Here is a 12821-nt window from a genome sequence, read left to right as displayed (position 1 = left end):
ATCAATACTTCTTCCAGACGATACGGTTCACGTAGTCGGTATAGCTCTGGATGATGCGAAGCACCTTGTCCGAGACGTTCGGCATGCTGTAGTCCGCAACCTGGCGCAGCAGGCGCTGCTCGCCGCGCGGCTGGTCTTCGAGGATCGCAAGACCCTGCATGACGCGGTCCACTTCCAGGCCCACCATCATCACCGCGGCCTCTTCCATGCCTTCGGGGCGCTCGTGCGCCTCGCGCAGGTTCAGCGCCGGGAAATTCATGATCGACGATTCCTCGTTGATCGTGCCGCTGTCGGACAGGACGGCGCGGGCGCTCACCTGAAGCTTGTTGTAATCCGTGAACCCGAGCGGCTTCAGCAGCCTGACGTTGCCGTGGAAGCGCGCGCCCATGGCATCCACGCGCTTCTGGGTGCGCGGATGGGTGGACACGATGACCGGCAGGTTGTAGTGCTCGGCGACAGCGTTCAGCGACTGCACCAGCTTGCCAAAGTTGGCGTCCGAGTCGATGTTCTCCTCGCGGTGCGCGCTCACGACGAAATACTGGTGTTCCTGCAGGCCCAAGCGCGTCAGCACGTCGGAGGCCATGATGCCCGGGCGGTAATGCGCCAGCACCTCGGCCATCGGGCTGCCGGTCTTGATCACCATGTCGGGCGGCAAGCCTTCGCGCAGCAGGTATTCGCGCGCGATCGAGCTGTAGGTCAGGTTGATGTCGGCCGTATGGTCGACGATCCGCCGGTTGGTTTCTTCCGGAACGCGCAAGTCGAAGCATCGATTGCCGGCTTCCATGTGGAAGATGGGGATCTTGCGGCGCTTGGCCGGAATCACGGACAGGCAGCTATTCGTGTCGCCCAGCACCAGCAGCGCCTCGGGCTTCTCGCGGCCCAGCACCTCGTCCATCGCAATGATGATCTTGCCGATGGTTTCCGCCGCGTTGCCACCGGCCGCGTTCAGGAAGTGGTCCGGCTTGCGGATGCCGAGATCGTCGAAGAAGATCTGGTTCAGCTCGTAATCGTAGTTCTGGCCGGTGTGGACCAGCACGTGGTCGCAGTACTCGTCCAGGCGCGCCAGGACACGGGACAGGCGAATGATCTCGGGTCGGGTGCCGACCACGGTCATGACTTTGAGTTTCTTCATCGTAGATTGCTTCTGTCTGAGAGGTCCCGTCACAGCGGGCAGGCGAAGGTGTCCGGGCGAGCCCGATCGAACACTTCGTTCGCCCACAGCATGACCACCATTTCGTCTTGCCCGATGTTCGTGATGTCGTGCGTCCAGCCGGGCACGGTCTCGACGATCTCGGCCTTGTCGCCACTGGTCACCAGCTCGTGGGTCTCGCCGGTCTGCATGTGGCGGAACTTGAAACGGGCCTGGCCCTTGATGACGAGGAATTTCTCGGTCTTGGTGTGGTGGTAGTGGCCGCCACGGGTGATGCCGGCATGGGCCGTGAAATACGAGAACTGCCCGCAGTCGGGCGTCTTCAGCATTTCGACGAACACGCCGCGCGCATCGCCATACTGAGGTACGGGATAGGCAAACGACTCCACCGGCAGATAGCTCACGTAGGTCGCGTAGAGCGCGCGCATCAGCCCGGTGCCGACACGATCGGTCATCAGCGTGTTGCGGCTTTCGCGGAACGCCCGGATGCTGTCGGCGAGTTCGCCTACCGTGGTGGAGTACTGGGGCGTCACCGTGGCAAAGCCGCGGGCGTCGACCTGGGCATCTGCGCCGTCCATCAGTTGCACGAACCGCTGCACGACGTCGTCGACATACACCAGCGTCACCGGCGCCGCGGGGTCGTTGACCTGGATCGGCAGATCACGGGCGATGTTGTGGCAGAACGTAGCCACCGCCGAGTTGTAGTTCGGCTTGCACCACTTGCCGAACACGTTGGGCAGGCGGAACACATGCACCGGCACCTGGTGGCTTTCCTTCAGGTCGAACAGGACCTGCTCGGCGTCGCGCTTGCTCGCGCCGTAGGCATTGCCAAGCTCGGCCTGCGTGGACGACGTGTAGATGACGGGCACGCGCCGCTGATTGGCCACGGCTTCCTGCCGCAGCGCATCGGCAAGCGCCTGGGTCAGGCCCGCGTTACCCGACACAAACTCCGCCGGGTCCTTGGGACGGTTCACGCCCGCCAGGTGAAACACGAAATCGACCGCGCCCACCCGCGCCGGCAGCGTGGCCGGATCGTCCGCGCGCGTGAAGACACTGACCTCGACATCTTTGCGCTCGGCCAGGACGAGCCGGAGGTTCTTGCCGACGAAGCCGTCGGCGCCAGTGATCAGGACTCGCATGACGGACTCACTCCTCCGCGACGGCGTGCTCGCCACGCGCAATGCGCTGCATGAAGTCCAGCTTGAGCAGAAGCGTCTTCATGCCTTCCACGTCCAGACGCGTCGTATTGTGGGAGTTGTAGTCCTCGCCATGTAGGCTTTGCGTAATGCGCTGCTCGCCCTTCTCGAAGAACTTCTCGTAGTTCAGGTCGCGGCCATCGGGCGGGACCCGGAAGTATTCGCCCATGTCCTCGGCGCACGCCATCTCCTCGCGGCTGAGCAGCGCTTCGTACAGCTTTTCGCCGTGACGCGTGCCGATGACATTGACGGTGTGCTCGGGCTTCTTCATCAGATCGAGGATGGCCTTGGCCAGCACTTCCACGGTGGCGGCCGGCGCCTTCTGGACGAAGATGTCGCCGTTGTTGCCGTGCTCGAACGCGTAGAGCACCAGATCCACTGCATCGGCCAGCGTCATCATGAAGCGGGTCATCGTCGGATCGGTGATGGTGATCGGACGACCGGCCAGCACCTGGTCCACGAACAGCGGAATGACCGAACCGCGGGACGCCATGACGTTGCCATAGCGCGTGCCGCAGATGACGGTGCCAGTGCCTTCCAGATTGCGGCTGGCCGCCACCATGACCTTTTCCATCATCGCCTTGCTGATGCCCATGGCGTTGATGGGGTACACGGCCTTGTCGGTGCTCAGGCATACCACGCGCTTGACGCCGGCATTCACGGCCGCTTCAAGCACGTTTTCCGTGCCGAGCACGTTGGTACGTACCGCCTGCATCGGGTGGAACTCGCAGGACGGCACCTGCTTCAGTGCGGCGGCATGAAATACGTAGTCGACGCCGCGCATCGCAGCGGCAACGCTGCTGATGTCGCGCACATCGCCAATGTAGAACTTGAGCTTCGGATCGGCATAGCGCTTGCGCATGTCGTCCTGCTTCTTTTCATCGCGGCTGAAGATGCGGATTTCGCCGATGTCCGAATTCAGGAAACGGCGCAGCACTGCGTTACCGAACGAGCCGGTTCCGCCCGTGATCAACAAAGTCTTTCCGAGAAACATTTCGCACACCCTCAAGTACAAAGATAGCTAACCAAACGACTGTCGCGACGTAATAATCTGGACTCTGTGCCAGTTGATTATTCGCGGGCAAATAGACGATGAATATCGACAGCAACGCAAATACCATGATCCCGGACAGGCTCCGCCATGCGATGGCGGCCATCCACGCGCGCGAATAAATAGCGCCGATCAGGAACATGAGGGGCGGTACGCCCCAGAAAGTCAGGTCCGATGCCAGCCACGGAAACGCCGAGGACCAGACATAGCGGTCATCCCATCCGGATGCCCGCAGGGCATACATCAAACCGTCCTTGTAGATCGCGTCCGTGTCGATAAACGAACTGAAGAATGACACCAGGAACGACGAGTGGCCGATACCGTAGGTCCAATTGTAATCGGTATTCAATGCCAGACTCAGGCCGTAATAGCCCTGGCTCAGATACGCGGTCAGCATGCCGAACGCAAAACGGACCAGATTGATAATGTCTGAGCCGCTATCGACCGTGAAACACGCGACGTCGTTGTATAGGCAAAACGACAGCGCGCCCTGCATGCGGGCGGCCTTGCGCAGTGTAAACAGGGTCACGAAGACCAATACCACGCCGACGGCTAGCAGGTTGCCGCGCCGGAATGCCCGGACATTCATCTGGATGCCACGAATCGCCCGAAATCCCGCGGCAATACCGAGGCCGACAAAGAAGAAGACCAGCAAGTCCCCCATTTCCTTGTCAGTGCCCCGAAACAGGGAAAACAACAGGAAACATGCCACGACGCCAAGCACTGCACGGCGGGCCAGACGATCGAGATCCGGCCAGTAGACCGCCGCCGTGGGCAGGACCAGGAGCACGATAGGCGCCGCGAGTCCCCGCAACGCCGACATCACTTTGCGCAAGGGCGATGACTGCTCCAGGCCCGTAAGCAACTGCAGATAGACCTCGCGCTGGTTCAGCACGGATTCCACCTGCCAGACATGCTTGCCGGTGTACGCATAGATCGACGGCTCGATCAGCATGACGGAAAGCAGGCAGGCGCCAAGAAACAGGCGATTGATCCAGGGATGCGGGGCCGGCGCCAGCTCGACACGCGGCGCGGCGGTCGAGGCAAACAGGACATAGCCCATCGCAAATGCCAGGACACACGCGAAGATGAAGCCCACCAGCGCGTCCGGCTGGCTGAGCCGAAAATCAAAGGGGCCCCAGAAAATCAGGAACAGGGGCAACAGGGTCCAGCCGCAAAAGAAAACGAGCGGCGCAAAGCGGACGCCCACCGAAGTGGCGCGCCATGCTTGCTCGGAAGCCAAAAACCCTGATACCCCGGTTTGCATTCAGTGGCACCCTACCGTTTCCAGCAGATGGTCGGACACCCGATCCACCTGAAAACGCTGCTTGGTCTCTGCAAATGCCCGCGCATCCTTCCAGGGAGCGGACGGTCCGGCAGAAATCATTCGGTCTACGGCGTCGACAAATGCCTGGGCATTCCCGGCGGGCACCGACAGTCCGATCCCGCTGCCCTCCACGAACTCGCCAAAATCGGTCGCCTCTTCCACCGAAGCCAGCACCGGCAGACCGATATTGATGTAATCCAGCGTCTTCGAAGGGAAAGTCGGGACATCGACGCCGCGCACCGTGCTGACAATACCGATGTCGCACGCCGACAGGAGGGCAAGGTACTTCTGGCGCGTCAGGCCGGCCATGTGCATGACATTATGGGCACCTGCATTGATGGCATCCTTGATCATCCCTTCCTGCTCACCATTGCCGACAATCAAAAAGATACATGGAAGCGCCCGCTCCGCTGCCGCCTGGGCCGCACTCAGGATGTCCTCGATGCCGCGTCCCTTGGACAGTTGTCCACCGAATACCAGAATGGTGGCGTCGAGCGGCAAACCGAACGCCTGCCGCGCGGCATCCCGCGCCTCGCTCGAAGACGCGGGAAATGACGACCAAATTGGCAATTCTACAATTTTCTGCGTTGGCGACAGATCGTAGTTGTCGCGCAGGTACGCAATATTCCTGGGCGACATGCAGCCGATCACTTCGAAGCGCCGCATTAGCCAGGTTTCGAGTTTTTTCAGACCGCGCACGAGCGCCTTGCCGTTGAGCAGACCAATCTGTGCGTGATGGTTGGGAAAGAAATCCCACTGCACAAGAAAAGTCCGCGCCCGAGTAAATGCCGTCATGACGATAATCGGCACCAGCATGGCGGTGGCAGGAGAAAACCCGATGACGACGTCCGCGCGGTTTTCGCGCCGGAACTTCAGCAATTGCCCGGCAACGCTGCCCGAAGACAGCGTCCACTTCGCGATTTTCCTGATCAGCGGCGGACCAAAGCTGAGCTGGAATGGGTCGGCGATATAGACGCTCAGTCGCCCGTTGCGCACGGAAACCGGTTTGCCGTACGGCCGCTTCGACCAGTTCACGACGAAGACACTGACGTCGTGGCCTTTGCGAACGAACGCCTCGGCCATTTCATCCGACAGCGAAGGAGTTTCCGCATCCAGCGAATAGCCGGTGCTTAGCAGCACGATCTTCATTCCGCGGACATCCTGAATCGCAATCGGTACATCAGTATCATACCCACCATGAGTCCGAAATAGGTTGCGCCATAGGCATAAACCGGAGCGCGGCCACCACAGTGATCCACCAACAGGGCCGTGCCAGCAAACAGCAGCACCCCCTGCAGGATTTCGTACACCAGGGAGACCCGCACCGTGCCACGGGCCATGAACAGCGTGGAAATACTTACTGCCACGACCCGAAAGGCATCCCCGATCAACTGCGGCACCAGCAGCGTGCTGGCCCCGACAAATTCCGCCGAATACAGCAGGCGATAAAGTTCATGACGGACAAGCCACAGGAACAGTCCGCCCAGAAAGAACAGCACAAGGACCTTGCCCTGAATCCCTACAAAAGCCCGGCGAATCTGCCGGTCTTCCATGCCGGCCAGCTTCGGCATCGCATAACTCAGCAGGAACACGCTGACGAACTGCATGTAGACGTCCGAAATCCGGATCGTCGATTGCCAAAATCCGACCTGGTCCCAGCCCGAGACCGCGCCGACGAGATCCCGCACCGCCATCTGCCCCAGCGTAATGCTGGCCGCACCCGCAAGCGTAATGGCCGAGAACGAGAACATATGGCGCACCTTGGCCATGTCCACGCGCCTGTAGTCCACGGCTACGCGCGACCGCACGCTCCGGAACTTCATGACCAGGAGGGTTGCGCCAGGCATAGCAGGCAACAACACGACGCCCAACGCCGCCCCGGCATACCCGCCGTAGTGAGTCAGCGCCGCCAGCAGGGCGATGCCGATAACGGCACCCGCAGCGTTTGACGCCAGAATGACGCCATACCGTCCATAAGCCGACGCGAACGCCTGGTAAAGGGCACAAAAACCGACCAAGGCCTGGGTGACACCGAGCAGCGCGACAATCCACCGATAATCCTGCGCTCCGAACACCAGCGTCGAAAGTGCCGACGAGCAAACGAGGACGGCCACGGCCATGACAACCGTGGTTGCCACGTAAATCTGCGTGATGACGTCGATCCAGTCCTGCTCCCGCTCGCTACCCTTGTGCGCCGCGATGGCCCTGGTGACGCCCGGCGCGATACCGCCTGCCGCGAGCATCCCGGCAAAGGCAGTAAGGGCCATGAACTGGGAAAGCTGACCAAATTGACCCAGGCTTACCGACGTGGCAATGATTTTTGCGGTAGCCAGTCCGGCCAGCGCCTTGACCAGCGTAGCACCGGCAAGCAAGCCGATTACTCTGAAGTCACGCATGAGCCAGGTTGTGGAGGCCGGTTCTGTTCATAGTTATAGAGTTGCCATTCCGTTGGTATCGCCTCGACCAAGGCCGGGCGAATGACGGGAATCACCGGCAGCCAGGCTACTGCCACCTTGTTGCTGCGGAGCAGCATTTCTCGTTCACCAGCGGACCGAAAGCGTGGCGCAGCCCGTTGTAAGTGGCTTATAAGCAACTTTCAAACGATGACTTCGTTCTCGCCACGTCACGCCAATGTCATGTCGGGCGACATTCTATCCGACGTGGTGCACCGCTTCCGACCAAAATCGGACATTTGTAGCGGGGTGTTACTGACCACCCCATAAGCCGTCACAAAGCCACATTCAGCAACAACTTTTCACGATCCACGCCGTAGCTGGTCGTCATTGCCCGTTCGAAAGGTCGACGCAGCAGAGATTGCCTTCGCGTCGCATACGCGGGGCGAAGACCGTGGGGAACATGGTGCACTGGGCGATGATGCCCGGCGCCCCCAGGCGTTTCAGCAACGCGGGCAGCGCATCGCCCTTCAGGTCGACGCCGAAGCCCTGCTCGTAGAGATAGTCAGACTGCAACGGCTCACGGAGATCGTCGAAGGCGAAGTACGTGAGGTTGTCGACGACCAGATGGCGCGCGCCGTCGCCCTGGATGTTGCATTGGCGTGCAAATGCGCGTATCCCGGGTCGCTGTTTCGCGTAGTCGAGCGTCGGGATGGACAGGCCCTGCCTGGGCAAGCCGAAGCCTGCCGACCGCGACGACTCGATGGTCGGCGGTAACGCCCGGAGCACCAGGACGGCTGCACTGGCGAGGAACAAGACCAGCACCGGAGACAGTACGGCGGCGACAACATGGCCGGTACGCGCGGTATCCGCCGCACGCCAGCGGTCAAGCAGCGTAGCGATGGCGAAGACAAGGCACCACAACGCGATCGGCAGCAGCAGCGATGCGGCATAGAAATTCCACGTCTTGAACAGTGCGGCGTGGCCGACCAGGGCGAGCCAGAACGCTGCCATCCACCACACTGCACCCGCCGGCGCCCGCCGAATGGCCTGGACGACGATCAGCACGGGCGGGAACAGTAGCGCGGCCCAGTAGGTGCCGCGCACGACATAGCCGATGCAGGCGTTGATCGACGCCGCCGGCTGCCATTGCTCCAGCCCGGGTACCGAAGCCAGCCAGGCCGACTGATAGTTGTCGGCAAACACGATGTGCCGCAGCATCGCTTCAGGCGCGGCCTGGACGTTTGCAATCAGCGTTTGCACGAAGGCGCCAGGCGCAGCCCAGGCACCGCCGAGCGATACCGTGTTTCCGGCGAGGATCGCCGACATCTGGGGCGCGCCCGGACACGAGGACACCTGGGCCGCGAACTTCAGCGTCTGCCAGGCCGCGCCAAGGACCACCGCTGCGACAATCGCCGTCCAATACCGGCTTCGCGGTCCAAACGTCGCCACCGCCGAGAGCAGTACCAGCGGAATGAAGAAAACAGCCTTGGGGTGGGTATAGAAGAACAGGCTGGTAACAAGGCAGAATGCCGCGGCCAGCCCTGCCGTGGCGCCCTGATGGCCGGCCGCTCCGTCCCGCCTGAGAACGAGCGGCAGGACGAGCAGCACCGACAGCAGGAACAGCATCATCTGTTCTCCGCGCATCATCACCAGCGTCAGCGGCAGCACACCCACACCCAGCACCGCGACGAACCCCGCAAAGAGCCAGATCCTCAAGACATCGGAACGGATCAGCGCCCGGAACACCATCCATGTCGCCAGGAGCCAGGCGAAACCGATCGCGAGACCACGCACCCGGACCCCCAGCGGGGTGCCGGCATGCATGATCAGATCGGATACAAGTGCGCCCGGCAGATGCAGCCATTGCACGGACTGCAAGAAGCCCGGACCGCATTGCGGCATCAGCGTGTTCAGGCGCCAATCATTGGCGAGGAACATGCCGCGCATCAGCACACCGGCGGCTTCGTCCGCGTAGACCGGTACGAAAATGCCCGTGGCGAGCACCACCCCGAAGACCGCAACAATTGCCCACGCCGGCCACGCCCAACGGTTGCCTGTTTTCACGATATGCAAAGTGGTCAGAAAAGCTGCGCTTGAGAGAGGGGGACGCCCAGGCGCGTTGTTGCCATGATGAGCGGGACACCCGGATCCGGCCATGCCACGCCGATGGTTGGGTCATCCCAGCGAATGCAGTGCTCCGTTTCGGGATGGTAGTAATCGGTCGTCTTGTACAACACGTCGGCGCCATCGGAAGTCACGACGAAACCGTGCGCGAATCCTTCGGGCACCCACATCTGGCGATGGTTGTCACCGGAAAGCGTCGCGCCCACCCATTGCCCGAAAGTCGGCGAACCTCTGCGAATATCCACGGCAACATCGAAAATCTCGCCGGACACCACGCGTACGAGCTTGCCCTGGGGATAGGGCAACTGGTAGTGCAAGCCCCTCAGCACACCCCGCCGCGACCGCGAATGATTATCCTGTACGAATTCGCGTTGCAGCCCCGTGGCTTTGGCGAAGTCCGCCGCATTGAACGCTTCGAAAACAAACCCGCGCGGGTCGTGATAAACCTGCGGCTCGATCAACATCACCTCGGGCAATGCCAGCCGCGTCGCCGTGATCTTCAAGGCCGCATCTCGCCGGAAAGTTCATTGATGACGCGCAGCAGATACTGGCCGTAGGCCACCTTGCGCAGGGGCTCCGCCAACTCGACCACCTGCTCGGCGGTAATCCAGCCACTCCGGTACGCAATCTCCTCCGGGCACGACACCATCAGCCCCTGCCGGTTCTGCAGCGTCGCAATGAAACTGGCTGCCGTCAGCAGCGATTCGTGGGTGCCCGTATCCAGCCACGCATGTCCGCGGCCAAAAATCGTGACGTCCAGTTGACCCGCTTCCAGATAGCGCTTGTTGACATCGGTGATTTCAAGTTCGCCACGCGCCGACGGCTTGACGTCCGCCGCGATGTCGCAAACCTGGTCATCGTAGAAATACAAGCCGGTCACGGCGTAGTGCGAACGCGGATGAGCGGGTTTTTCCTCTAGCGAGATGGCGCGGTACTCGTCGTCGAACTCCACGACACCGTAGCGATGCGGATCCTGCACGTGATAGGCGAAAACCGTGGCTCCCGCTTCCTTGGCCGAGATGGCGCGCAGCTGGCGAGCCAGATCATGACCATAGAAAATATTGTCGCCAAGCACGAGCGCGCACGGCTGGCCGGCGATGAAATCACGACCGATCAGGAATGCCTGCGCGAGTCCGTCCGGCGAAGGCTGCACTGCATAGGAAAGATTGAGCCCCCAACGCGAGCCGTCACCGAGCAGTTCAACGAAACGCGACGACTCTTCAGGCGTCGTGATGATCAGAATATCCCTGATACCAGCCAGCATCAGCGTGGTCAGCGGATAGTAGATCATCGGCTTGTCGTATACCGGCAGCAACTGTTTGGAAACGCTCCGTGTAACCGGATAAAGACGCGTCCCGGATCCACCGGCAAGAATGATGCCCTTACGCATGGGTGCTTTTTCCCCAGATGATTTGTTCCAGCAGCCAGTGGACGCCCTGCTCCCACGGAGGCAGGTGCAATCCAAAGGTTTCACGCAGGCGGTCGGTATTCAGCACGGCATGGGCGGGGCGTGACGCCTTGCCGCCAACCTCCCCCGCCGTACAGGGCTCCACGTCTGTGGGTCCTGATTGTAGATTCGCGCCACAGGCCAGGGCGTACCGCAGGATCTCGCATGCGTAGCCGTGCCGGGAGACCTCGCCGCCCGCCGCGACATGGTACAGACCGGTCGGAAACGCGGCACGTGCGGCGCCCCCCAGCCAGTGCCGCGCCACGATCTGCGCAGTGACATCGGCGACCAGCGCGGCCGATGTCGGCGTGCCGATCTGATCCGACACGACGCGCAGCCGATCGCCGGCAAGCGCGCGCGCGAGAATCGTCTTCAGGAAGTTTGTCCCGTGCAGACCAGCAAGCCACGCCGTGCGCAGCACGAGCGCCGGCCCGCCGGCAGCCATCACCGCCCGCTCCCCTTCGAGCTTTGTCGCGCCGTAGGCTGACAGGGGCGCCGGGACGTCCGCTTCCGTGTAGGGACGTCCGCTGCGGCCATCGAACACGAAATCGGTCGAATAATGGACAAACAGCGCGCCGGCATCGCGCGCGGCTTCCGACAGCCAGCCCGGCGCCGCAGCGTTGATCAGGAAAGCCGCGTCCTGATCTCGTTCCGCCTGCTCGACATCCGTGTAGGCAGCCGCATTGACGACGACGCTCGGCCGGTGCTGCGCAAGCACTGCGCGGCACCGGTCGGGTTCGGCGATATCGCAACCGGAACGGTCGAGTGCCACCACCTCGCCCAGGCAGGCCAGGCTACGGCGCAGTTCAAAGCCAAGCTGTCCGTTGGCGCCCAGTACAAGAAGGGTTGGCCGCTCGCTACGCTGCATAGTGCCGCGCAATCCATTGGCGATACTCGCCCGACGCCACCGAAGCCACCCAAGCCTGATTGTCCAGATACCAGCGGACGGTCTTGCGCAGCCCGCTCTCGAAGGTCTCCAGCGGGGCCCACCGCAGCTCGCGGGTCAGCTTGCCGGCATCGATCGCATAGCGTCGATCGTGTCCGGGCCGGTCCGGCACGAAAGTCATCAGGCGCCGTCGCGGTCCAGCTGCGTCCGGGCGCATCTCGTCAAGCAGGTCGCAGATGGTGTGAACGACATCGAGATTGGTCCGTTCATTCAGGCCGCCAATGTTGTAAGTCTCGCCAGGAACGCCGCGCGCAAGCACCTCGCGCACCGCGCGACAATGGTCCGAGACGTGCAGCCAGTCCCGCACATTGAGACCATCGCCGTAGACCGGCAGCGATTTACCGGCCAGCGCGTTGGCGATAATCAACGGGATAAGCTTCTCGGGAAACTGGTAAGGACCGTAGTTATTCGAGCAATTGGTCGTCAGGACCGGCAGGCCATAGGTGTGGAAATACGCCCGGACCAGATGATCGGATGCGGCCTTGGAGGCGGAATACGGGCTATTCGGCGCGTATGCGGTGGTCTCGGAGAACGGGGCATCGTCAGGCCCCAACGATCCGAAGACTTCGTCGGTGGACACATGCAGCATCCGGAACGCCTGTCGCGCATTTGCATCCAGCGTCCCCCAATAGGCGCGAACCGCCTCCAGCAGCGTGAAGGTGCCTACGATATTGGTCTCGATAAAGTCGGCTGGCCCGTGGATCGACCTGTCGACATGGCTCTCCGCAGCAAAATGGACCACCGCGCGGGGCCGGTGCGTCGCCAGCAGGCTATCGAGCGCGGCGCGATCGCAGATATCCACGCGCGCGAACACATGCCGGGAATCGCCATCGAGAGGTGCCAGCGTCTGGAGATTGGCCGCGTACGTCAGCTTGTCAACATTCACCACGCCGTCGGCTTGCGGATCCGCCAGCCAGTCGAGCACGAAGTTGGCTCCGATGAAACCGGCTCCCCCGGTGACGAGAATATTGGGCAATTGCTGTGGCTCCGTACTGGGTCTCGAAATCCTACCGGTCCGGCACGCGAGCGCCACACAGCGGCATTTCTGCTGACGGGAGAAGGACGGTAGAGGCGGCGCTACCTCGATATGGCTTCCGGTTTACACCGGTTGAATGGCAAAATTGGCGCGTCCGCTTTGAGGTGCCGCATATTCTATCCGAAGTCCGGACCCGATCCGGGCGCGC

Annotated in this window: 11 protein-coding genes; all 11 read right to left on the bottom strand. The window is 61.9% G+C overall.

Annotated features, from left to right (window positions below; genetic code table 11):
* Position 1: 1 nt before the first annotated feature.
* The 11 genes from wecB to rfbB all read right to left on the bottom strand — a co-directional run bounded on the left by wecB (position 2) and on the right by rfbB (position 12613).
* On the bottom strand, positions 2 to 1132 hold the full coding sequence (gene wecB / locus EHF44_RS09270) for a non-hydrolyzing UDP-N-acetylglucosamine 2-epimerase (protein WP_124683479.1): 1131 nt from the start codon (positions 1130 to 1132) through the stop codon (positions 2 to 4).
* Between the two features lie 29 nt (positions 1133 to 1161).
* Complete coding sequence (wbjC, locus tag EHF44_RS09265; protein WP_124683478.1) at positions 1162 to 2289, bottom strand: UDP-2-acetamido-2,6-beta-L-arabino-hexul-4-ose reductase; 1128 nt, start codon at positions 2287 to 2289, stop codon at positions 1162 to 1164.
* 7 nt (positions 2290 to 2296) lie between these two features.
* Entirely contained in the window at positions 2297 to 3340 is a 1044-nt protein-coding gene (locus EHF44_RS09260) for a polysaccharide biosynthesis protein (protein ID WP_124683477.1), read from the bottom strand.
* Entirely contained in the window at positions 3288 to 4664 is a 1377-nt protein-coding gene (locus EHF44_RS09255) for a hypothetical protein (protein WP_124683476.1), read from the bottom strand. Before EHF44_RS09255 ends, EHF44_RS09260 begins: the two co-directional genes overlap by 53 nt.
* Positions 4665 to 5873, bottom strand: coding sequence for a glycosyltransferase family 4 protein (locus EHF44_RS09250; protein ID WP_124683475.1), 1209 nt, complete (start codon positions 5871 to 5873; stop codon positions 4665 to 4667).
* On the bottom strand, positions 5870 to 7120 hold the full coding sequence (locus tag EHF44_RS09245) for an oligosaccharide flippase family protein (RefSeq protein ID WP_124683474.1): 1251 nt from the start codon (positions 7118 to 7120) through the stop codon (positions 5870 to 5872). Before EHF44_RS09245 ends, EHF44_RS09250 begins: the two co-directional genes overlap by 4 nt.
* Positions 7121 to 7504: 384 nt before the next feature.
* A complete protein-coding gene (locus tag EHF44_RS09240; RefSeq protein ID WP_124683473.1) occupies positions 7505 to 9184 on the bottom strand; it encodes a hypothetical protein in 1680 nt (559 codons plus the stop codon).
* A 14-nt stretch (positions 9185 to 9198) separates the two neighbouring features.
* A complete protein-coding gene (rfbC, locus tag EHF44_RS09235) occupies positions 9199 to 9741 on the bottom strand; it encodes a dTDP-4-dehydrorhamnose 3,5-epimerase (protein ID WP_124685047.1) in 543 nt (180 codons plus the stop codon).
* 2 nt (positions 9742 to 9743) lie between these two features.
* On the bottom strand, positions 9744 to 10634 hold the full coding sequence (rfbA, locus tag EHF44_RS09230; protein WP_124683472.1) for a glucose-1-phosphate thymidylyltransferase RfbA: 891 nt from the start codon (positions 10632 to 10634) through the stop codon (positions 9744 to 9746).
* The gene (rfbD, locus tag EHF44_RS09225) at positions 10627 to 11559 is read right to left on the bottom strand and encodes a dTDP-4-dehydrorhamnose reductase (RefSeq protein ID WP_124683471.1); all 933 of its coding nucleotides are present in this window, start codon (positions 11557 to 11559) and stop codon (positions 10627 to 10629) included. Before rfbD ends, rfbA begins: the two co-directional genes overlap by 8 nt.
* Positions 11549 to 12613, bottom strand: coding sequence for a dTDP-glucose 4,6-dehydratase (gene rfbB, locus EHF44_RS09220; protein WP_124683470.1), 1065 nt, complete (start codon positions 12611 to 12613; stop codon positions 11549 to 11551). Before rfbB ends, rfbD begins: the two co-directional genes overlap by 11 nt.
* Between the last annotated feature and the right edge of the window lie 208 nt (positions 12614 to 12821).

It is taken from the genome of Cupriavidus pauculus (genome assembly GCF_003854935.1).
Lineage (GTDB): Bacteria > Pseudomonadota > Gammaproteobacteria > Burkholderiales > Burkholderiaceae > Cupriavidus > Cupriavidus pauculus_C.
Note: the sequence above shows the minus strand (reverse complement) of the source record. Positions and strands in the feature narration are given on the sequence as shown.

What these genes read in the sequence shown, in the direction of transcription:
- wbjC (WP_124683478.1), bottom strand. Translation starts at nt 2,289, where the DNA reads ATGCGAGTCCTGATCACTGGCGCCGACGGCTTCGTCGGCAAGAACCTC.
- rfbD (WP_124683471.1), bottom strand. Translation starts at nt 11,559, where the DNA reads ATGCAGCGTAGCGAGCGGCCAACCCTTCTTGTACTGGGCGCCAACGGA.
- EHF44_RS09245 (WP_124683474.1), bottom strand. Translation starts at nt 7,120, where the DNA reads ATGCGTGACTTCAGAGTAATCGGCTTGCTTGCCGGTGCTACGCTGGTC.
- EHF44_RS09255 (WP_124683476.1), bottom strand. Translation starts at nt 4,664, where the DNA reads ATGCAAACCGGGGTATCAGGGTTTTTGGCTTCCGAGCAAGCATGGCGC.
- EHF44_RS09260 (WP_124683477.1), bottom strand. Translation starts at nt 3,340, where the DNA reads ATGTTTCTCGGAAAGACTTTGTTGATCACGGGCGGAACCGGCTCGTTC.
- wecB (WP_124683479.1), bottom strand. Translation starts at nt 1,132, where the DNA reads ATGAAGAAACTCAAAGTCATGACCGTGGTCGGCACCCGACCCGAGATC.
- EHF44_RS09250 (WP_124683475.1), bottom strand. Translation starts at nt 5,873, where the DNA reads ATGAAGATCGTGCTGCTAAGCACCGGCTATTCGCTGGATGCGGAAACT.
- rfbA (WP_124683472.1), bottom strand. Translation starts at nt 10,634, where the DNA reads ATGCGTAAGGGCATCATTCTTGCCGGTGGATCCGGGACGCGTCTTTAT.